The 22,582-nt window shown below is 52.8% G+C and carries 18 protein-coding genes; 7 read left to right on the top strand and 11 right to left on the bottom strand.

Annotated elements, in window-relative coordinates:
- Window positions 1-154: 154 nt before the first annotated feature.
- Entirely contained in the window at window positions 155-766 is a 612-nt protein-coding gene (locus ABGT88_RS12895) for a porin family protein (RefSeq protein WP_346702501.1), read from the bottom strand.
- 212 nt (window positions 767-978) lie between these two features.
- On the opposite strand from ABGT88_RS12895, the gene ABGT88_RS12900 reads away from it, so the two are divergent.
- The 6 genes from ABGT88_RS12900 to ABGT88_RS12925 all read left to right on the top strand — a co-directional run bounded on the left by ABGT88_RS12900 (window position 979) and on the right by ABGT88_RS12925 (window position 10,794).
- The gene (locus tag ABGT88_RS12900) at window positions 979-1,299 is read left to right on the top strand and encodes a metal-sulfur cluster assembly factor (protein ID WP_087408904.1); all 321 of its coding nucleotides are present in this window, start codon (window positions 979-981) and stop codon (window positions 1,297-1,299) included.
- Between the two features lie 12 nt (window positions 1,300-1,311).
- The gene (locus tag ABGT88_RS12905) at window positions 1,312-2,061 is read left to right on the top strand and encodes a UDP-2,3-diacylglucosamine diphosphatase (RefSeq protein ID WP_346702504.1); all 750 of its coding nucleotides are present in this window, start codon (window positions 1,312-1,314) and stop codon (window positions 2,059-2,061) included.
- Between the two features lie 678 nt (window positions 2,062-2,739).
- Entirely contained in the window at window positions 2,740-6,711 is a 3,972-nt protein-coding gene (locus ABGT88_RS12910; protein ID WP_346702506.1) for a carboxypeptidase regulatory-like domain-containing protein, read from the top strand.
- A 117-nt stretch (window positions 6,712-6,828) separates the two neighbouring features.
- Window positions 6,829-7,497 (top strand): 2-C-methyl-D-erythritol 4-phosphate cytidylyltransferase, encoded by a 669-nt coding sequence (locus ABGT88_RS12915; RefSeq protein WP_346702885.1) that lies wholly within the window; start codon window positions 6,829-6,831, stop codon window positions 7,495-7,497.
- Window positions 7,494-9,590, top strand: a complete 2,097-nt coding sequence (recG, locus tag ABGT88_RS12920) for an ATP-dependent DNA helicase RecG (RefSeq protein ID WP_346702508.1) — start codon at window positions 7,494-7,496, stop codon at window positions 9,588-9,590. The genes ABGT88_RS12915 and recG overlap by 4 nt, the downstream gene beginning before the upstream one ends.
- A gap of 259 nt (window positions 9,591-9,849) precedes the next feature.
- Window positions 9,850-10,794: a M23 family metallopeptidase gene (locus ABGT88_RS12925; protein ID WP_087408909.1), complete on the top strand. Its 945-nt coding sequence runs from the start codon at window positions 9,850-9,852 to the stop codon at window positions 10,792-10,794.
- Between the two features lie 358 nt (window positions 10,795-11,152).
- Here ABGT88_RS12925 and ABGT88_RS12930 read toward each other — a convergent pair whose 3' ends face one another.
- The 6 genes from ABGT88_RS12930 to ABGT88_RS12955 all read right to left on the bottom strand — a co-directional run bounded on the left by ABGT88_RS12930 (window position 11,153) and on the right by ABGT88_RS12955 (window position 17,410).
- A complete protein-coding gene (locus tag ABGT88_RS12930; RefSeq protein ID WP_346702510.1) occupies window positions 11,153-12,748 on the bottom strand; it encodes a tetratricopeptide repeat protein in 1,596 nt (531 codons plus the stop codon).
- A 233-nt stretch (window positions 12,749-12,981) separates the two neighbouring features.
- The gene (locus tag ABGT88_RS12935; RefSeq protein ID WP_346702512.1) at window positions 12,982-13,794 is read right to left on the bottom strand and encodes an MBL fold metallo-hydrolase; all 813 of its coding nucleotides are present in this window, start codon (window positions 13,792-13,794) and stop codon (window positions 12,982-12,984) included.
- A gap of 121 nt (window positions 13,795-13,915) precedes the next feature.
- On the bottom strand, window positions 13,916-14,737 hold the full coding sequence (kdsA, locus tag ABGT88_RS12940; RefSeq protein WP_300131297.1) for a 3-deoxy-8-phosphooctulonate synthase: 822 nt from the start codon (window positions 14,735-14,737) through the stop codon (window positions 13,916-13,918).
- Entirely contained in the window at window positions 14,737-15,450 is a 714-nt protein-coding gene (locus ABGT88_RS12945; protein WP_087408913.1) for a 16S rRNA (uracil(1498)-N(3))-methyltransferase, read from the bottom strand. Before ABGT88_RS12945 ends, kdsA begins: the two co-directional genes overlap by 1 nt.
- Window positions 15,451-15,465: 15 nt before the next feature.
- The gene (locus ABGT88_RS12950; protein ID WP_298663199.1) at window positions 15,466-16,722 is read right to left on the bottom strand and encodes a nucleoside permease; all 1,257 of its coding nucleotides are present in this window, start codon (window positions 16,720-16,722) and stop codon (window positions 15,466-15,468) included.
- Window positions 16,723-16,807: 85 nt separating this feature from the next.
- Window positions 16,808-17,410 carry a bifunctional nuclease family protein gene (locus ABGT88_RS12955; RefSeq protein WP_087408915.1) on the bottom strand — a complete coding sequence of 201 codons (603 nt, stop codon included), beginning with the start codon at window positions 17,408-17,410 and terminating at the stop codon, window positions 16,808-16,810.
- 122 nt (window positions 17,411-17,532) lie between these two features.
- Here ABGT88_RS12955 and ABGT88_RS12960 point away from each other — a divergent pair, with 122 nt between their 5' ends.
- Entirely contained in the window at window positions 17,533-17,874 is a 342-nt protein-coding gene (locus ABGT88_RS12960; protein WP_346702516.1) for a hypothetical protein, read from the top strand.
- A 24-nt stretch (window positions 17,875-17,898) separates the two neighbouring features.
- Here ABGT88_RS12960 and ABGT88_RS12965 read toward each other — a convergent pair whose 3' ends face one another.
- From ABGT88_RS12965 to gpmI, 4 genes are all read right to left on the bottom strand, one after another.
- Window positions 17,899-18,798, bottom strand: coding sequence for a DUF5106 domain-containing protein (locus ABGT88_RS12965; protein ID WP_300133496.1), 900 nt, complete (start codon window positions 18,796-18,798; stop codon window positions 17,899-17,901).
- A 178-nt stretch (window positions 18,799-18,976) separates the two neighbouring features.
- Entirely contained in the window at window positions 18,977-20,317 is a 1,341-nt protein-coding gene (locus ABGT88_RS12970; protein ID WP_346702518.1) for an MATE family efflux transporter, read from the bottom strand.
- Entirely contained in the window at window positions 20,307-20,888 is a 582-nt protein-coding gene (locus ABGT88_RS12975) for a DUF3109 family protein (protein WP_346702887.1), read from the bottom strand. Before ABGT88_RS12975 ends, ABGT88_RS12970 begins: the two co-directional genes overlap by 11 nt.
- Before the next feature lie 97 nt (window positions 20,889-20,985).
- Window positions 20,986-22,500 carry a 2,3-bisphosphoglycerate-independent phosphoglycerate mutase gene (gene gpmI, locus ABGT88_RS12980; RefSeq protein ID WP_087408920.1) on the bottom strand — a complete coding sequence of 505 codons (1,515 nt, stop codon included), beginning with the start codon at window positions 22,498-22,500 and terminating at the stop codon, window positions 20,986-20,988.
- Window positions 22,501-22,582: the final 82 nt, after the last annotated feature.

Raw genomic sequence — 22,582 nt, forward strand, 5'->3', positions numbered from 1 at the left:
AAACGTGCCCGAGCCTCCTGCCGCGACGCCTCTCTTCCCATGAGCAAAGATAGCATAAAATGAGTGTCGAGACAAGCGGGAAAACGGCAAAAAAAGAGCGGGACCGGGAGTCTCGCTCCCAGCCCCGCTTATACAGCATCAAATATCGTTTCGTTTAGAAGAGGTAGGCAGCCGTCACGGTCCAGGCACGGCTCTTACCATTCAAGGTCGAGTTGAGTACGTCGTTCTCAAACTCCATAGCCTTGCCCAATCCCCAGCCATACTGGCCGGCAATCTGCAAGTGGCTGAAGAACTCGAGGCCGATACCTACGTTGATGGCCGTCTCGAAGCTCTTGTTCTTGTACTGGTCGGCAAAGTTGTCGCCTACCCGGAAGGCAAAGCTGGGACCGGCATAGACAAAGGGCGACATGAACGACCCTACGACCGGCAACGAGAATTTGTATTTCAAGTTGACAGGAATCTCTACATAATCGGTGTGTTGCTTTGCAGTAGATTCCGTAGTAATCTCTTTCAGGTCAGAGCCCTTGCGGGTATACATCACACTGGCATCGATACCCACCCCGATGATGGGCACCATAAACTCGGCCATGACACCGCCCGTAAAGCTCGAGACATTGCTCGACTTGAAGTTCTTCGACAAATCTCCACCCAGCGAAAGCGTAGAGATGTTCACACCCACCTTGGGACCAATCTTGAATTGGGCATTGGCCGGAATTGCCAAAAACAGCGCAGCAACCAGGGCTACACAGAAAATTGTCTTTTTCATAATCTCTTTTTATTGGTTTCTAATTCAGTCTCGGGGACTACGACAGTATAACCCATTTCCAGACTGCTATTTGCACAAAGATAAAATAAAATATATTAAAATCACAAAATTGAAGCAGAAATCGACAAGAAATACAAAAAATTACAGCCACGCATCGGGTATCGGAAAAAATAGCGTATCTTCGACAATCGAAAAAAACAAGACTTCGACTTATGGATATCACAGACAACAAACCGACCATCGAAGAAGAGATCGTAAAGATGCTGAAAACCGTCTACGATCCCGAGATTCCGGTCAACATATACGACCTGGGGCTCGTCTATGACATCGAGGTAAACGACGGCGCCGTGAAGATAGCGATGACACTCACCGCCCCCAACTGCCCGGCGGCCGACTTCATCATCGAGGATGTGCGCATGAAACTCGAGAGTATCGAAAATGTAAAGAGCGTCGACATTCAACTCGTATTCGAACCCGAATGGGACAAGGACATGATGAGCGAAGAGGCCAAACTCGAGCTCGGACTTCTGTAAACCGTATTGCCTATGCCCGGGACTAAAACCTATTTTGCTTCTGATTTTCACCTGGGAGCCCGATACATCGAGAATCCCGTGGAATACGAACGTCGCATCGTGCGATGGCTCGACAGCATCAAGGCCGATGCCGGTACCCTCTACCTGCTGGGCGACATACTCGACTACTGGTACGAGTACCGCTACGTAGTGCCTCGCGGCTTCACCCGCTTCTTCGGCAAGCTGGCCGAGCTGAGCGACAGTGGTGTCGACATACACTGGTTCATCGGCAACCACGACATCTGGATTTTCGACTACCTGCCCCACGAGTTGGGCATCACCATACACGACGGTACCCTCATCACCGAGATTGGCGGAAAGCGTTTTTTCCTCTCGCACGGCGACAACGTGGGGCATCGCGACCGTTCGTTCCGGCTGCTGCGCAGCATCTTCCGCAATCGGTTCTGCCAACGCCTCTACGCCGCCATACACCCACGGTGGACCGTAGCTTTTGCCCTGCGTTGGTCGGCCCACAGCCGCAAGGCCGGCGACGACTATGCCGAGTATCGGGGCGAGAAGAACGAACACTTGGTGTGCTTTGCCAAAGAGTACCGCAAAGAGCACCCCATCGACTGCTTCATCTTCGGCCACCGGCACATCCTGCTCGACTTGGCTCTGCCCCAGCAAAGCCGCATCGTCATCTTGGGCGACTGGATTAAAAATCCATCCTATGCAGTATTCGATGAAACGGGTTTAAATTTGTATGATTACATCGAAGAATGAGGCAAAAATGATGTCAAAATATCTATTTTAATATTTTTTACACATTCAAAGAGAAGTAAAGAATTTAATCCCAATCAATTATTTAACAACAATTTACAACCCCAAAAATCTCAAAAGTGATTAAAAAACCATATTATAAAACATATTTTTTTGTTTGCGTATCTGCAAAAAAAAGTTGTCCTTTGTGTCAATAACCTAAAACAATCTTTTTTACCTTAAAAAAATTAATACCTATTGAAAACCTATAAAGGAAGAGCTTTTGAGAAAAAGCTCTTTTTTTATTTTTCATACCATTCTGTCAACCAACCATTTAGTCTACACCCAAACCTATCGCGCCGCCCACCCTGCGATAGCACGACGGCAGAAACCGCTCGATCTACAATAATATATTATACAGGAGTCATCGACCCGCTGCCTGTATAGAGACCGTCGGGCTACGGTCTGCCCCTGTCGTAATCTGCCGTTCTCAACGACCCGCCTTCCGTGCTACCGCTTCCCTGCCGAAGGAGAATCTAAAAAAACCTGAAATAGATATTTATTGCACAAAATAGATAAAAAGCTACATTTCGACTAAAAAATCAGCTTTTACATATCATTTTTTCAATTATTTTTCTATATTTGCAAAATACAAAATAAGACATCACTTTTTATATAAATCTTCACTAATAAGTTTTAATTATGAAAAAATCTTACCTACTCACCTGCATTGGTTTGGTAATGAGTTTATTAGGATTTATACCAATCACTCATGCACAGACCTACCCCTACTCTTGTGGGTTTGAGGACGATGCAGAAAACGCACAGTGGACATTTGTCATTACCGACGATGCTCCCATCTTCGAAGACTTCAACGAGCTTGATGCCAATGAGCCTAATATGGGCCTGGGATCCTGGACTTTGAAAAACGGATATGCCACGGGCAGTACCGCGACCTCTTGGAGTATCTGTACGACCAGCGCCTATGTGTGCGACGGAAAATCGCTGCAAGCCAACGACGCCCGAGCTACAAGTACCGCCCTGCTGATAAGCCCCAAACTGACTTTTGCAGCCGACCGCAGCGCCAAAATCTCGTTCTACATGCGTCGTGCCAGTGGCTCCAGTAAAGAGAACGAAGGATTCAAAGTATATGTCAACGAGGTAGCTGATATTTACAACTACGACAGCGACGGAAACATAGTCATTAACAGCGACAACACCGTCCCCACGCTGGTCGATCCCATACTCCATGCCAAGAGATATGCAGGTAGCGAAATAAGTTTGGAGACAATGTACCCCGTAGAGGTAAACATCCCCGCCGAATATGCCGGGAAAGATTTCTTCGTTATCATCGAAGCCATTCAGGAATACGGAAATCCCAACGCTATCGACAACCTCAAAATCGAACTGTTGCCCAACACCCCGCGACTGGGCAATACGACCGAGTCGATAAATCTGGGCTTTGTAAAAGCCGGCGAAACAGCTTCGCAAGAATTTACCCTCTCCAACGTAGGTACCAACGAACTGGAAGTATCCTTCTCGATGGACAACGAAAACTCTCCCTTCTCGGTTTCGCCCGAGACTGGCACTATTCCGTTCAACGAGCAAAAGACCTTCACCGTCAACTTCTCCAACGACGAAATCGGCCAGTTTACCGACAACCTTTACATCATGACCAACGGCGGTAACGATACCATCCCCTTGGCTGCCGAAACCTACCCGGCCACTTCGTACTACGAAACCTTTGACAACTCGACCAACCTGCCCGCCGAATGGGTTATTGCCGCCGACGGAAACGAGACCACCTACTCGATCAAGACCGGAGTCGGTGAAGACGGGTCGAACGTACTGACTGCCGCCGTAGACTACTGGGGCGACACCTCATCGCTCGACACCATCTACTCGCCCGTCGTTTCGGGTAAAGTCACTTTCGACTTCAAGAAAGTTTACTCGGCATCGTCCATCTTCGAAGCCTATATCGTCGATGCTACCGGCAACAAGAGCGCTATCGAACTGGGAGCCAGCACGACCAATTGGACACCTATTATCCTCGAAGATGTGCCCGAAGGTTCGCGTATCGCTTTCCTGATAAGCAACTCTTATCTCGACAACTTCATGGCATTCGCACACCAAGAGATTACCAAAGGTATACAACTGCAGAAAAACTCGCTCAACCGTCCGAGCAGTTGGATGTCGCTGTATGCCGGTGAAGAAAAGGCTACCGACAATACCATACAGTTTACGTTCAAGAATATCGGTACCCAGGCTATCGAGGCCGGAAGCTACAACTTCACCACCCAACTGGTCGATGAGAACAACGCTCCCGTCGAAGGTGTTTCGTACAAGACCTATATCCAGAACGGTGACGAGTATACACTCTACGAGGACAACGTAATACCCGGCCCGGCCATTGCTACCAACGAAGAGAAGACCATCAGCGGCTACATGCTCATCGAATGCGACGACGAGATCAGCAAACTCATGTTCAATGTAATCGCCAACGGTGTAGAGAACACGCACTTCGTTGTAATGCAAACAGGAAACAACCTGACCATCAGACCCAACAAGGGCTCAGCCTCTTTGCCTGAACTGGTCTTTGGCATGACCAACAAAGCCATGACTCTCGACTACGTCATCAAGAACAGCAGCAACAACGGCGCCCTCACCATCTCGAGCTTCACGGCCCCTGAGAACTCGGCATTCACGGTACAGGCCGAATTGCCTATCGTCATTCCCAGCAGCGGCTCCGATACGATTCAGATCACCTTCGATGCAGCCCCGGGACACTACGCCGACAGCATTGCCGTAGAGCACGACGGTATAGGCAACACGAAATTTGCCGTATCGGGTACCATGCTGGCCGCAACCACTTTGCTCGAGTCGTTCGAAGGCGATGTATTCCCGCCCATCCTGTGGGATGTAAAACAAGGTCAATGGAGCAAGAGCACCAGCTCGCCCTACGAAGGGAAGGCTTGTGCAGCCGTTACGAGCACCGAACCCGATACACTCGTGACCCCGCTGCTCCACCTGGCAGCCGGCGACTCCATCGCATTCTCGATTAAAGCCGCAAGCTCTTCGGGCTATGGCACAGAACTGCTCTACTCGGCCGACGGAAAGAACTGGTCGCTCCTGAAATCGATTGCCATCTACGCTTCGTATTGGAACAACTGGGAGAAAATGGCCGTCTACATGCCCGATGACTTTACAGAAGGCGACTACTACCTGGCATTTGCCAGCAAGAGGACTTACCTCGATATGGTATATGGCCCGCAAGTGGTTTATCAGGAACATCGTATCGACATCAAGGGCTTCTCGGGTGCAGCCAAGGGTATGGTCAACTACGCGCAAGAGTTTACCATCGACCTGGCCTGCCTGGGTACCGAAGGTGAAACAGCCGACAGCTACTCGATCGACCTGATGAACGGCGACGAAACCATCGGCAGCTACGAAGTAGAAGCCATGGTACTGGGCGACACCAAGAGCTATAAATGCTCGTGGACTCCTCATACCGTAGGCGAAGCCCAAATCTATGCCTTGCTGAACTACAACGGCACGGTGACTTCGACCGATACCATCACGGTAAACGTAGCCGAAGAATCGCTGATATCGTCCATCATGATAGGCGACTTGTCTACCCCTACATCGGCAACCTACTACAAGCACTTGCTCTTCGAAACGCTCTATACCCCCGATTTGCTCAATGGTCTGACCGAAGGCGATGTGATTGAAACCGTCAATCTGCCCTACATTGCTACCGATGCAACCGTACAAGGCTATAGAGTAAACGTATGGATCGGCAACACCGACAAGACCGAACTGACCACCGACAAGATGTCGGCAGCCGACATCGAAGGCCTTTCGCACATCGGAGTCGACCTGCGATTCGAAGTAGGCGGCAGCCAGGAGGCTCCTCTCTATTTCGAAATGCACCCCGAAACGCCCATCACCTACAACGGTGGCAACATGAGCCTCATCGTTTCAATCGACTCCACGGCATACGCCTCGCGAGACAAAGCCCAATTCTTCCTGTCGGCCGGTAACATCAGATCGATGAAATACTACTCGTTCGACGGCAACACGTCGGCCGACTACATGGATGCCTGGACCAACGGCTCGTACACACCCGGCTACAAAGCAAACATCATGACGGTAGAACTGGGTCTGGCTACCGAGGCTCCCATCGTTCACGGTATAGTTACCCGCGCCGACAATGACGAACCCATCGAAGGCGCTACGGTTACGATGCAATCGGGCGAGGTTATCTACTCGGCCACTACCGATGCCAGCGGTGCTTACAGCATAGCCGTACTGCAACCGGGCAAAGAGTATGAAATGAGTGTGACGAAAGACCAGTACACCGCCGTAGACGGAGTAATCGTTTTGGTTGAAGAGGGCGAAGAGATCGAACAGAACTTCGAGCTGACCATCATCACCAGTATCGACCACACCGCCGAAGCTGCCACGAAGATATTTACCGACCGCTCGGGCAATATCCGCATCGAAGCCGGCAGCCCCATCGAGCTGGTTAAGGTATACTCGATGAGCGGTAGCCTCTGCATCACCGAAAGTCCGGCCACCGAATCGGCCGTAATCAACGCCGACAACCTCAAGGGCGTTTACATCGTCGAGGTTCAAACGGCCGGCAGCGTGAAACGTGCCAAGGTAAGACTCTGATACGACTTATCACTCAAACCATAAACGGAGGGAGTTACGGCTCCCTCCGTTTTTTATTTCGTCAAGCCAAAATAAAGCCCTATATTTGTAAACATGAACCATCCAGCAGTGTCATCGATGAAACGATATGCCATCATAGTAGCCGGCGGCAAAGGTACTCGCATGGGCAGCGAGCTGCCCAAACAGTTTTTGCGTCTGGCCGGGAAACCCATATTGGCCCATACGCTCGACAACTTCTACCGCTTCGACCCCACGATAGAGTTGGTGGTCGTACTCCCCGCCTCGCAGCAGGCATATTGGAAGGCGCTATGTCAAGAGTTCCATATCGACATTCCCCACCGCATCGCCTCGGGTGGAGAAACCCGCTTCCACTCGGTGCGCAACGGGTTGGCCCTGCTCCCCGACGAGGGGCTCGTGGCCATTCACGACGGAGTGCGCCCGCTGGTCGCCCACACCGTTATCGAGCGTTGCTTCGCTACGGCACAAGAGTATGGCGGTGCCATACCTACCCTACCGCTCACCGACTCGCTGCGGCAACTGGGCCCCGACGGTTCGAGCCAGGCGGTGGACCGCAGCCGCTTCGTGGCCGTACAAACCCCGCAGACCTTCCGCTGCCACGAAATCAAAGAGGCCTATGACCAACCCTATCGCGAGACCTTCACCGACGATGCCTCGGTCTACGAGGCGGCTGGATACGCTCCCCGCCTGGTCGAGGGCAACCGCGAGAATCTGAAGATAACCCTACCCATAGACCTGGCTTTGGCCGAAATTCTGCTCGCCCGATGACCGACCTCGCCAAACTCGATATAAAATACCTGCCCGGAGTCGGGCCCAAACGGGCCGACCTCCTCAACAAGGAGCTGGAGATACATACCTATCTCGATCTGCTCCACTACTACCCCTACAAATACATCGACCGCAGCAAAACCTACAAGATAAGCGAGATTGACGGCTCCATGCCCTACATCCAACTGCGGGGACGCATCGTCTCGTACAATACCCACGGCGAGGGTGCCCGTCGACGTCTCACCGCCCTGTTTTCCGATGGCACAGGGGTAATCGAGCTGGTATGGTTCAAGGGCATCCGCTACATCACCGAGCGATACAAGCCGGGCACGGAGTATACCCTGTTCGGACGGCCTACCCTCTTCAACGGGAAATTCAACATTGCCCACCCCGAGCTCGACCCCATCGACGACCGCATCGACAACACCACCGGTCTGCAAGGCTACTACAACACGACCGAGAAAATGAAGAACGCCTTTCTCAACTCCAAGGCGCTACAAAAGATGGTCTACACCCTGCTAACCAGCATACAGGCCCCACTGCCCGAAACCTTGCCCGCCCCCGTCATCGCCCACATGCAACTGATGGGGATTACCGATGCCCTGCGCAACATCCATTTCCCCATATCGGTCGGCCACCTGCGCCGGGCCGAGATGCGGCTCAAATTCGAAGAGCTCTTCTATCTGCAGCTCCACATCCTGCGATACACCCGGCTGCGCAACCAGAAACTGGGCGGATTCCGGTTCGACCACATCGGCGACTGCTTCAACAACTTCTACCACCACATACTTCCCTTTGAGCTCACCCAAGCCCAAAAGCGGGTCATCAAAGAGATACGGGCCGACATGGGCAGCGGCCGGCAGATGAACCGGCTGCTGCAAGGCGACGTGGGCAGCGGCAAAACCCTGGTGGCCCTCATGAGCATGCTTATCGCCGTCGACAACGGCTACCAGGCTTGCCTGATGGCCCCCACCGAGATACTGGCCACCCAGCACTACGAGGGGCTGAAAACGATGGTCGAGCCTCTGGGGGTGCGCATCGAGCTGCTCACCGGGTCGGTCACCAAGAAGCGGAGGGCCCCCATTCTCGAGGGGCTGCTCACCGGCGAGGTCAACCTGCTCATCGGCACCCATGCCCTGCTCGAAGATACGGTCCACTTCGCCAACCTGGGCTTTGTCGTCATCGACGAGCAGCACCGGTTCGGCGTAGAACAGCGCTCCCGCCTCTGGCACAAGAACACCACGCCGCCCCACATTCTGGTGATGACGGCCACCCCTATCCCCCGCACCCTGGCCATGACGGTCTACGGCGACCTCGACGTATCGGTCATCGACCAGCTGCCCCCCGGCCGCAAACCCATACAGACCCTGCTCCAATACGACAGCAAGCGAGGCCAACTCTATGCCGCCCTGCGCAAGCAGTTGCAGATAGGTCGGCAGGCCTATATCGTCTACCCCCTCATCCAGGAGAGCGAGAAGAGCGACCTGAAAAACCTCGAGGAGGGCTACGACCACATACGCGAGGTGTTCCCCGAGTACCGGGTGTGCATGGTTCACGGCAAGATGAAGGCAGCCGAGAAGGAGGAGCAGATGCAGCGGTTCGTCTCGGGCGAGGCGCAAATCATGGTAGCCACAACCGTCATCGAAGTGGGGGTGAATGTACCCAACGCCTCGGTCATGATTATCGAGAATGCCGAGCGGTTCGGACTGGCCCAGCTGCACCAGTTACGAGGCCGTGTAGGCCGCGGAGCCGAGCAGTCGTACTGCATACTGATGACCTCGTACAAAATAAACCAGGATACCCGCAAACGGCTCGAACTGATGACCGAGACCAACGACGGATTCCGCATTGCCGAAGCCGACATGCAGATGCGCGGGCCCGGCGATATGGAGGGAACCCAACAGAGCGGCATCGCCTTCAACCTGCAAATTGCCAACCTGGCCAAAGACGGCCAAATCTTGCAGGCGGCTCGCGACGAAGCCAACGCGCTGCTCGACAGCGACGAACGACTGGAACATCCTGAAAATTATATCGTACGAAAAGAGTTGAGCCGGATCTTCGAAAGACAAAAAAACTGGGGATTGATTAGCTAATGTAAAATAAGGGGTTTTATGTTGTAAAACATATTATTCATAATTTATTATAAATCAAATAGATAATACGTAAAATCTACCATCACCCCATAGAGGGAGACTAAATTTTGTTAACCACCCAGAACACTTCTCCCCAAAAATCATTATCTTTGAAGAGTGCGTTTGAAAAAAGCACACCCATATCATAGTTTAGATTACTGGAAGTCTTTTTTGACTCTCTATTTTTTTAGGACTTGGCTCGGGCCAGAAACAAATTAAAATGTATTTCGGAAAAATAAAACATTGTATCCTCCCACTGCTGCTTGCATTCTCGTTAGGCACACTCAATGCCCAACACAATAGGAATCTCTCTACTCAACAACACTCCAAACTGCATCAAGACCTCATCGCCGGTCAGCAGAACATTCACAAGTCCATCAATCTGGTCGACTCGATTGCCTTGCTCGAGATGCTCGAAGAGGAGGAAGAGGAGTTCCCCGGGTCGGATGTATATGGCGACAACTGGGATCAGACGTGGGTAAACCCCTATAAAGTTCCTATCGAAAAACTGCCCGAAACCGAAACCATCGACGTATCGGAATATTGCATGCCCATCATCAGCCACATCACCTCGAACTACGGCTGGCGTCGCCGTCGCATGCACCGGGGCGTAGACCTCTCGCTCCATATCGGCGATACGGTGCGTGCCGCCTTCTCGGGCAAGGTACGGCTCACCCGCTACGAGCGCCGCGGCTATGGCTACTACGTCATCATCCGACACAACAACGGTCTCGAGACCATCTACGGTCACCTCTCCAAATTCCTGGTGGAGCCCGACCAAATCGTCAAAGTGGGCGACCCCATCGCCCTGGGTGGAAACACCGGCCGCTCTACCGGTCCGCACCTCCACTTCGAGACTCGCTACCTGGGTATGGACATCAACCCCAACAAGATATTCGACTTTGTAAACCAGGTACCCCACACCGATACCTACACCTTCAACCCCAAAGAGTTGGCCAGCAGTCTGGGATACGGGAAATACAAAAACAGCAGAAACAAAGGGACCAACAACGGTGCCAAATATGTGTCGTACCGCGTACGCAAAGGCGACTCGCTGTCGAGAATAGCCAGCAAATACGGTGTCTCCATCAACCAATTATGCAAACTGAACGGAATCAAACGAAACGCTATCCTGCGTGAAGGGAAGGTTCTGAGAATAAGATAATAACCCCAAAATTAGAACAACAACAAAAAATTGAATCATTTCCATTAAAACAAACTGCTTCATTCTATAAAAAGCATCAACGTGCGTTGGTGCTTTTTTTTATTCCTCTCCACTCTGTACAGCCCATCCCAAAGAGCTGCCTGCCGACAAAAAGCAGACGGCATCCCCCCGGCAGAGAACGAGTCGCCCCTTCCCCGGGAGAAGAAGGGGGCTACCTACCTCGGCACACAGGAGTGTGACCGAACGGCTCGATTCGGAACCCGGCGACACAGAAGACAGAAGGTCCCGGCCATGGAGCAAACAGCCTCAGGGACAAACAGCCTCAGGATGTGATTGGGGAAGGGAAAAGAGGCTATACCTATTTTCCAAACAGAGTGTGATAGCGTTGCAGCAGTTCGCTATACGGGGTCAGATGCCGGACAGGCAACAGCGAAACCGACGAATAGCGGTCTATGGCTATCCGGTTGTAATCGCCGAAACCGCTTTGCAAGGCCTTCTCGAGATAGCCGATTGCCTTGTCGGCATCGGTCATGGCATACATGCAGGCCAAATAGAAATAGTCGATATTACGCACCGTACCCGACTGCAGCAGCCGACTCTCCCAGCGAGCCATCTCCTGGGGTTGATGCAGGCGGGCAAAGGCAATACCCTTGAGGTTGTCGCCATAGTAGGTCGACTGGTCGTCGAGGCTCAGCACCTTGCGATAGTCGGCCTCGGCTTCGGCCCGGTTTTCAAATCCATACTCCTGCACGTAGGCCCGCAGCAGATAGAGATAGGGCATCGTAGGAGCTACGGCGATAGCCTCGTTGTAGTAACCGATAGCATCGATGTAATTCCCCTCGTCGTAAGCAATCATACCCCGCTCGATACACACCTGCACATTCGACGGATCGTATACGGCAGCCTGCCGGATAGCCTGGTCGGCAGCCACCAAATCGCCGGCACCGCGTTCGATTTCGGCCTGCAGCCGATAGTATTCGGCATTCTGGCCATCTTTCTCGAGGGCCCGCTTAATATCGTTGCGGGCATCGTCGAAGCGTCCCAGACGCGACAAGCAATAGGCCCGGTTGTAGTAGATGCTGTGGAAGTTGAAGAAGTTCTCGGAGAGAATCGTATTCCAGTCGCGCAGCGACAAGTTGAAGTCGTAATGGTCTTTATAGATAGAACCTCGCACATAATAGAGCATGCCCTGACGGGGGAATCGCTCGATGTTCCGGTTCAGTCCGGCAATCACCTCGCTGTAAGCCTCGTTGCTGTAAGCCACCAACTGCTGCACGGCACCCGAACGTCCGTCGTCGAGCGATACAGCGTAGACCAGATCGTCGACCGCCTCGGGCAACAGCCCCATCTCTTTGTAGATTTCGCTACGCTCCAGGTAGACCATGGGATCTTTGGGCGAAAGATTCACCGCCTGAGCCAGAAGGTCTTTGGCCCGCACCGGTTGCCCGACGTGTGCTTCGACCCGGGCCAGCCCCATGTAGGCACTCTGGCTGCGGGTATCCATCCGCAACAACTGGCTGTAATCGATTTTGGCCAAGTCGTATTGGCCCATCTTGCAAAGCAGGTCGCCCCGGTCTTTCAAGGCCAGCCGATGGTTGGGAACCAGACGCAAGGCACTGTTCAGGTCGGTCAGGGCCGGCTTGTTCTCCCCCTTCACCGTCAGAATCTTGGCCCGCAGCAGATAGGCCTGGGCCAAGTCGTCTTTCTCCCGGCGGGGAAAATATTTGATGGCATTGTTTATATCCGACAAAGCCTTCTCCATTTCGCCCTGTCCGAAATAGGCCATGGAGCGGCTGTAATAGGTCCGGTAGTCTTGAGGATTGGCGGCCAGCTCTTCGGCATAAACCTCCATCATGGCTTTCACCAGATCGTCGTCGGCAGCCGAAGCCGGAGCCGAAACGACCGACAGACCCAATAAAACAACTCCCCATATACAGTTACGTCGTACACCCATCGTGAACCCCCTTTTCTGTTTTTGCATTTATACTATTCCGAGCTGCCCTGCCGGCAAATTCCACATCGGGAGAATCGGCCCGCCTATATTCGACAGGCACCGGCCTCGTTTCACCCTTCGGGGACGAACGGCCAACCCCATTGTCGGCAACTCTTTTTCAGGGCAAAAATACAAACATTTCTCCGAATGAACAAACGGTCGCATAGCCATTTACACGCGGTTGTGTACGGTGGCTACGACAGCTCGACCGTCTCCAAATCGTCGGGCACGAAAACCCGCCCGGTGAAGTGCTGCAACGCCTCGGCCCGGTAGAGCTCCTTGCGGGTGGCCAGGTTGCGGTCTTCGGTATGGTAGAGCAACAGGTTCTTTACCCGCAGCTGCTCGGCCAGGCTCCCTGCCTCGAGCGCCGTGCTGTGGTGCTTCTCATAGGGCTTGAAGATGTCGCGGTCGCGATAGAGGCAGAAGGCCTCGCACAGCATCCAGTCGGCCCCCTCGACATACGACCGGTTGGCCTCGTTGTAGGGCTCGTCGCCCAGGCATACCAGCCGCTGCCCGCCGGGCAGCGCTACCTGGAAACCAAACTGTTTCTCCTTGGTCGACAGGATGTCGAAACACTGAAACTGCATGTCGCCCACCTCGAAACGCTCCTTGTCCTTCACCTCGTGGAAGAGTACCCCATTACCCAGATAGGCCCGGTCTTTGGCCGAGAGGGTCATGCGGCATATCCAGTCGAGTACCGTCAGCACCTTGTCGTGGCCATACACGGTGAAGGCTCCTTCGTACCGGCCGCTCTTCATGCGGTTGATAATCATGCGCACTACCCACACGGCACCCAATATGTGGTCGGTGTGGGCGTGGGTGACAAACATATCGTGCAGGGGACTCAGGTCGATGCCCGCCTTCTCGAGCTGCGAAAGCACCCCGTTTCCTCCCCCGGCATCGACCAGACATCGCGAGGTTTCGGTACTCAACACAAAACAAGTATTGTAGCAACGGGTAACGATGGCATTGCCCGTGCCCAGCATGGTAAGGGTATTGTGACTCATAACACTATTTTCAGGACCGACGATACCGTCCGTATACGACGGTTTCATACGGCATATTTGAAAAAAGGGAGAGGTCGACGGTTACCGTCGCTCCCCTCCCGAAATCGGATTTTATTTTTCTCTATTTTTTGTCAAACGCATTAATGGTCTGTCTGATGCGCACCAACCGGGTGAGCAGTCCTTCGAGCCGGTCGAGCGGCAACATGTTGGCGCCGTCCGACTTGGCCTCGCGGGGATTGGGGTGTGTCTCCATGAAGAGGCCATCGACCCCTACGGCCACCCCGGCACGGGCTATCGTCTCGATGAGTTCGGGCACGCCGCCGGTCACACCCGAATCCTGATTGGGCTTTTGCAGCGAGTGAGTGGCGTCGAGCACCACAGGGAAACCGAACTTCTGCATCACCGGGATACCGCGATAGTCGACAATCAGGTCTTGATAGCCGAAGGTGGTACCCCGCTCGGTAATCATCACCCGGTCGTTACCGGCATCGACCACCTTTTGAGCGGCAAACTTCATCGCCTCGGGCGAGAGGAACTGCCCCTTCTTGATATTCACCACGCGACCCGTCTGAGCAGCGGCCACCAGCAGGTCGGTCTGCCGGCACAGGAAGGCGGGAATCTGCAACACATCGACATACTGAGCCGCCATGCGCGCCTCGTCGGCCGTGTGTATATCGGTCACCACCGGTATCTGGTAGGTTTCGCCCACCCGGCGCAAAATCTTCAGGGCCTTCTCGTCGCCGATACCGGTAAAGGAGTCGAGACGCGAGCGGTTGGCCTTGCGATACGAACCCTTGAATACATAGGGAATCTGCAACGCATCGGTTATCTGCACAATCTTTTCGGCAATCTCCATAGCCATGGCCTCGCCCTCGATTACACAGGGGCCGGCCAGCAGGAAGAAGTTGCCGCTGTCGGTATGTTTCAGTTTTTCGAGTTTCATTATTTCGGGTTTAATTGGTTCATCAGTTGTATCGTGTGACAAGCCACCAGACCGGCTGTTTCGGTGCGCAGGCGGCTCGGGCCCAGCATCACGGGGCGGAAGCCGCAGGCGATGGCCTGCTCCACCTCCTCGGGGCTGAAATCGCCTTCGGGGCCAATCAGTATCAGGGCATTCTCACCGGGCCGATAGAGCTCGGTCAGCTCCTTGCGGTCGCCCTCGTCGTAACAGTGGGCTATGAACTTCTGGCCGTCGAACGGCCGGGCCACAAACTCGGCAAAGGGAGTCATCTCGGAGAGTTGCGGCAGCACCGCCTTGAGCGACTGTTTCATGGCCGAAACCAGAATCTTGTTCAGGCGCTCGGTCTTCAACTCCTTCCGCTCCGAGAAACGGCAACGCAACAACGTGATGGCATCGATGCCTATCTCGGTGGTTTTCTCGGCAAACCATTCGATGCGGTCGAGGTTCTTGGTGGGGGCAATGGCCACATGCACCCGGGCGGTCCAAGGGTTGGGAGCAGCCTCCCTCTCGAGCAGCCGCACGCCGCATCGCTTGGGGTGAGCCAACACAATCTCGGCCCGATAGCGGGTACCCCGCCCGTCGATAATGCCAATCTCGTCGCCCTCCTTCATGCGCAACACCCGCACACAATGCTGGCTCTCGCCTTCGGGCAACTCGTGCACGGTCTCTATATCGGGAGCATAGAATATCTGCATGGCATCAACTGTCGATTAAGCGTTGGCCTGAGCCGTGCGTTGATGTTTGTAGTGGAAGGTGAGCGCAAACAGCACACCGATTACAAAAGCATAAGCGGCAAAGATGGTCCAGCAGGCCGTCCAGTCGGTCACACCAGCCGTGGTGTGGGCCTTGATTACCCATCCGGCACCGTAACCGCCCACGATAGAACCCAAGCCGTTGGTCATCATCATAAAGATACCCTGTGCACTGGCCTTGATCGAAGCGGGAGCCTCATCGGCAATAAAGAGCGAGCCCGACACATTGAAGAAGTCGAAAGCCATACCGTAGACAATCATCGACAAGATAAGGAAGAGTACCGAGAAGCCTTCGGGACCGCCAATGGCGAAGAACCCGAACCGAAGCATCCAGGCGGTGAAGCTGATAATCATCACCCGCTTGATACCGTATCGGCTCATGAAGAAGGGAATGGCCAAGATAAACAGCGTCTCGGATACCTGCGAAAGCGACGAAAGGATAACCGAATATTTCACGGCCCAAGAGTCGGGCGAAGTGGCTTTGAAGCTATCGAGGAAAGGCACACCGTACATGTTGGTCACCTGCAAGGCGGCACCCAGCAGGAACGAGAAGAGCAGGAACACAGCCGTGCGGTAGTTCTTGAAAAGCACCAGAGCATCCAACCCCAGCATCGACAGGAGGCCGTTGTTCTTCATCGCCTTGGCCGGCGGACAGGCGGGCAGAGTAAAGCAGTAGAAACCCATCACCACCGAAGCAACCCCGGCCATGAGCAACTGTCCGTTGTTGGCGCTGAAGCCGGTGAAGTTGTCGATCCACATGGCTACGATAAAGCCGACCGTACCCCACACCCGCACCGGCGGATAGTCTTTGACACGGTCCAGTCCGGCCTTGTCGATGGCGTTGTAGGCCACCGTATAGGAGAGCGACAGCGTAGGCATATAGGCAAGCATGTTGACCAGCATCGCTATCTTGAAAAAGTCATAGTCCGAAATGAATGCCGCACTGAAAAGGGCGATGGCTCCCACAAAGTGCAAGCCGCCCATCAAGCGCTCGGCATTGATCCACTTGTCGGAGACGATACCGATAAGAGCCGGCATGATGAGCGAAGCGATACCCGACAAGGCAAACACGCTGCCTACAAGAGCACCGTCGAAAGCAAGCCCCCCCTCTTCGGTAGGCGTAGTCATATAGAGCCCCAATGTACAGAGCCAAGATCCCCAAATAAAAAATTGGAGAAAGTTCATTACTATGAGTCGCAGTTTGATACTTTTCATATAATTGTGTTTTGTATTACGATCCTTATCCTATACCCTTGCATGGCTTAGATTAGCAGGCAAAGCTACCAAAATATCGCTGTTTTTACAAGCGATTGTCTCTTTTATTCAGTTCCTCCTGTATACGGGCTGCCTCTTCGTAAGCCTCCGAGGCAATAGCCTTTTCGAGCCGTTCCTTCAACTCCTTACGCGAACAGGCCGACAAGTCCCGCTCCTCTTTTTTTACGACCTCCTTTTCGCGACTACGCTCGGGAGAATGCTCATCGGCCTCCTCCTCTTCATAAACGAAACCGGCCTCCTCGATAATCTCGGGCATGACAAAAATATCGGAGCGTGTACGCAAGGCAATGGCTATAGCGTCGGACGTACGAGCGTCGACCCGCATCTCGCGGGTACCATCGTCGAAAACCATCTCGGAGTAGAAGACTCCGTTCTCCAATTTATAAATGCAAACTTCTTTCAACCGTATGCCGAAACCATGGGCAAAACTTACAAACAGATCGTGGGTGATGGGTCGAGGCGGAATGATGCCCTCGAGTGAAATGGCTATCGACTGGGCCTCGGATACACCTATTACTACGGGAATGCGACGGGGTCCCTCCTCCTCGGCAAGGACCAGAGCGTATGCTCCCTTCTTCACTTGACTATATGTCAATCCCAATACCTTTAACTTGATACGATTTTCCACAGCTCACTGGTTTTATAAGAAACAAAGATAGTGAAAGGTGAGAGCAGAGACAAACAGGAAACGTAGTTTTCAATATTTGACTTTGCCGAACCGACCCCTATCTTCTGAAAAGATAGCGAAAGGTGAGAGCAGAGACAAACAGGAAACGTAGTTTTCAATATTTGGCTCTGCCGAACCGACTCCTATCTTCTGAAAAGATAGTGAAAGGTGAGGGGGAGAATAAAATATTGAAACTGGTTTCAGATACTTTTTACCTCGAACCGACTCCTATCTCATTCAAAGATAAAGAAAATATCGTACCATTGGATTTTACGAGGCAAGAAATATGCACCCTCGAACAGAAAAATAAAAAAAAGACTTTGTGGCCGATTCTTCCTTTTCAGGTGTTATTGGGTCAAAAACTATGCTCACGCACAGAGGGGATCTCAAAATATGACGATTCACATCGTCCTACAATAAAATGAATCAAAACCACAAAGTCTATTTCTTTATTTCTCTTTCGTCGCTTTCAGGGTCTGTTCCACCTCTTCGAGCGAAGTATTGCGCAAAATTATTTTTTTATCTTTATCCAGCAAATAGAGTGCCGGCATAACTCGCAAATCGAAACAGCGTTCGCCATTCTCCATCGAAGCGACCACCCACTCTTTGGGATAGTCGGCCACACCGGCCAGCCACTCTTCGGTCTCGCCATCGGGATAAAGCGACAATATCGTAAGCCGCCCCTCGCGTATCTCTTGCAGCAAGGCCTGCGACACACTCAGCCGCAAAGTAGCCAACGAGCAATCTTCACACTCGGGGTCGTTGATGTATAGCAGAATATAAGGCGACTTCAACTTTTTGATGCGGTACTTCTTATCTTTACCGGGCAACTTGTACTCAAAGTCGGTAACCGTCATACCTACCTGATTTTTCGTCAGCACATCGTATTGATAGATATAACGCAACTTTCGCAACTCGTCGACCTTCTTCGACTCGGCCACAGCCTCGGCAAAAGGCAAATAGGCCTCGTCACTCACAAAGGTTCCCCCACCGCTGTACAGATACTTGTCAGCTATGTCGGCATACATCAACAAGATGTCACCATCGCTCGAAGCCCGCTTCAGCAAAATTGCAATCGCTTTCATCGTACTTTCTCGCGAAGTGATGCGCATGATTGAAGTAAAATCGACAAATGCCTGCTCGACCACCAACGGTGCCTCTAAATAGGCCCTATCCTCTACTGCAAAATTATCCCAATAATGTTCTATCAGATATTCACTCCTTACATCGGGAGTAGTGAGACTGTCGGGAATATCGGGCAACTGGTAAGGTGCCACAGCCGAATCCTGCGCCTTCGACAAAAAGAAGGTGCAAACAAACGCACACACTATCAGCACTTTTCTTACCATAAAAAAATCTCAATTATCAATTTTAAACTCCATCAACCACATCCCCTTACATTACATCTATGCAACAAAGATACTAAAATTATCTAAACCTCCAACCATTCTATCATTTTTATTTCCGTAAGAAAAAAAAGGCGACTGCGCACAAAAGGATTGTCTTGGAGAGGGAACAGCCTTATTCTCATATCTTTTTATCAATCCACTTACCCCACTTCATGTAGGCGGCCGAAAACAGCAGAATGCCGATGGCATACACGTGCTCGGTGGTCCAGCATACGGCTACATCGACCCGCAGGTAAAAAATCATCACCACCACATAGACGATATAGATGAGCAGCGTGACCAGTTCCAGCAGAAAGGCCATGCGGGTATTGCCCGTGCCCGAGACGGCCTGAAAACAGACATTGCCCGGAACAATAAACAGATAGGCCGAGCAGAGTACGAAAAGAGAGGGAACCGAGGCCGATATAAGGTCGGGCATATCGGTATAGATACGCAGGATAAGGGTGGGGAAAAAGACGAAAAACAGGATGAGCGGCAACTCAAAGAGATAGGCCATGCGTATGCACTGCCCCATCGTACCCCGCACATACCGGGCATCGCCCGCCCCTATCAGGTTGCTGATGAGCGTGCTGCAGGTCGAGGCAAAGGTGATGACTATCATAAAGGGCAGCGCCGACACGTTGCGGATGATGTTGGTAATCGCCAACGACCGTTCGCCCAGATGCTCGACCGCAATGAAGAAGAGAAACCAGGTCGACATCGACACGAAATTCTGAATCATGGTCCATACCGAGGTATTCAGGATGTGACGCAACGAGTCGCCTCGACGCAGACTGAAACCATCCAAGCCATACTTGCGGACATCGACCCGCATGCGGGTATAGACGATAAAGAAGATGAGCGAAACCAGCTCGGCCAGCGACGACCCGATGGCGGCACCCGCAATGCCCATAGCCGGGAATCCCAGCTTGCCGAACACGAGGATATAGTTGAAGACCACATTCGACAGCACCATCACCACCGAGTTGAGGGTCAAGGTCTTGGTCTGTGTAGTCCCCACAAAGAAGGCTCGGAACATCACGGCCACAAAGGCAAAGAAGAAGCCGTAGACCCTCCAGTGGATATAGCTCATGGCCGCCTCGTAGACGTGTGGCGACTTGATGAACCGGGCCAGCAGAATGGGCGAAACGAAATAGGAACAGACAAACAGCACCAGCGCTACCCCCAGCAGGAAGAGGGTCCCCTTGTAAAAAATGGGACCTATGCGGGAGTAGTTGCCCTCGCCGTTGCGCCGCCCCATGATAATCTGGGCCCCCAGGCTAAAGCCGAAGGCTATCATGAAGAAGGTCATGTAGTAGACCCCGGCAATGGCCGACGCACCCAGCTCCACCTCGCCTACCCGCCCCATGAAAGCGGTATCGGTCATGCCAATAAGCTGCTCCATCACCAGGCTGATGAGGATAGGATAGGCAATGTGCCATATCTGTTTATAGCTGTATTTTACCGGATTACTCGCCATACTGCTGCAAATAGGCTTCGGCAGCCTCACACAGTTCATTATACCACGCCTCGCCAAACCGACGAATCAGCGGCTCTTTCAGAAATTCATATACCCGCACCTTCTCGCTGCGGCCCAGCACCTCGCCGGCCTTGCAGATTTTCCAGCGGTGGTAATTCACGGCCGAGAAGTCGGGGTACTCCTTCAACCGTATGGGATAGAGGTGGCACGAGATGGGTTTGTAGAAATCGATTTTCCCGGCCCGATAGGCCTTCTCGATGGCACACTGGCACATGCCGTTCTTGTCGTAACAGGTAAAGACACAATCCTTGCCGTTGACAATCGAGGTGACCAGGTCGCCCTCCTCATCGACATAGGCTACCCCCTGCAGCTCGATGACCCGCCGGGCCTCGGGCAGCAAATCGTCCCACACGACATCGAGAATCTCCTTGAGTTTACAACGCTCCTCCTCGGTGATGGGGGCACCGGCATCGCCTTCGACGCAACAGGCACCCAGACACTTCTCGAGGTTACAAATAAAAAATCGTTCTATGACGTCGAGGCTCACCAGAGCTTGGCCTACTTGTAGCATAATCTCCTCGGTTACGGTTGTTTTCATCGGTTAGTATAAGGCAGAAAAGCCGGGGTGCACAACTGGCACTCCGGCATATTCCAAACATTGATTTCTATTATTTCAACAGGTCGTGACCCGTCATCTCGGCCGGCTGTGGCAAGCCCATGATGTGGCAAATCGAGGGAGCCACATCGGCCAGAATACCGTTCTCGACACGAGCCTCTTTGTTCTCGGTCACATAGACAAACGGCACGGGATTGAGCGAGTGTGCCGTGTTGGGCGTACCATCGGGGTTCTCGGCATTGTCGGCATTACCATGGTCGGCAATGATGATTACCTCGTAGCCGTTGGCCTTGGCAGCCTCGACCGTATCGCGCACGCAAGCGTCGATAGCAACCACGGCTTTCTCGATAGCCGAGTAGATGCCCGTGTGGCCTACCATATCGCCGTTGGCGTAGTTCACAACGATAAAGTCGTATTTGTTTTCGTTGATGGCGGCTACCAGCTTATCCTTCACTTCGTAGGCGCTCATCTCGGGCTTCAGGTCGTAGGTAGCTACCTTGGGCGACGGAACCAGAATACGGTCCTCACCCTCGAACGGAGCCTCGCGACCACCGTTGAAGAAGAAGGTTACGTGGGCATACTTCTCGGTCTCGGCAATGTGCAGCTGGCTCTTGTGCTGTTTCGACAGATATTCGCCCAGCGTGTTGTGCACGTTTTCCTTGTCGAAGAGGATGTGCACGCCCTTGAACGAAGCATCGTAGGGAGTCATGCAGTAGTATTGCAAACCGGGAATGGTGTGCATGCCGGCCTCGGGCATGTCTTGCTGCGTGAGCACGATGGTGAGCTCTTTGGCACGGTCGTTACGATAGTTGAAGAAGATAACCACATCGCCCTCTTTGATGCGACCGTCGCAGGTCGAGTTGACGATAGGTTTGATAAATTCGTCGGTCACGTCGGCGTCGTACGACTCCTGCATGGCCTGTACCATGTTGTCCGACTTGCGGCCGATACCGTTTACCAACAGGTCATAAGCCTCTTTGATACGCTCCCAGCGTTTGTCACGGTCCATGGCGTAGTAGCGGCCCACGATCGAAGCCACCTTACCGGCCGACGTGGCGCAGTGAGCCTCCAGTTCCTGGATGAAGCCCTTGCCGCTGTGGGGGTCGGTATCACGACCGTCCATGAAGCAGTGGATGAAGGTATTCTCCAAGCCATACTCTTTGGCGATGTCGCACAGTTTGAACAAGTGGTCGAGCGAACTGTGTACGCCACCGTTCGAAGTCAAGCCCATGAAGTGCATGTTCTTGCCGTTGTCGCGAGCATACGAGAAGGCCGAGATAATCTCTTTGTTCTGCAGGATAGAGTTGTCGGCACAAGCCTTGTTAATCTTTACCAGGTCTTGGTAAACGATGCGGCCGGCGCCGATATTGAGGTGACCTACCTCCGAGTTACCCATCTGACCGTCGGGCAAACCCACATTTTCGCCACTGGCCTGCAGTTGCGAGTGAGGATAGGTTTTCAACAGATAGTCCCAATAAGGAGTGGGGGTATTGTAGATTACATCTGCGTGTGAATGATTGCCGATGCCCCAACCATCGAGAATCATCAAAAGTGCTTTTTTGCTCATCTCTTCTATTATTTAGAGTTATTTATCTTCTATTCTCTCATCGGCAAAAACAGTGCCGAAACAGCTCCGGCAGGCTCACACC

This window comes from Barnesiella sp. An22 (assembly GCF_963931395.1).
GTDB lineage: Bacteria > Bacteroidota > Bacteroidia > Bacteroidales > Barnesiellaceae > Barnesiella > Barnesiella merdigallinarum.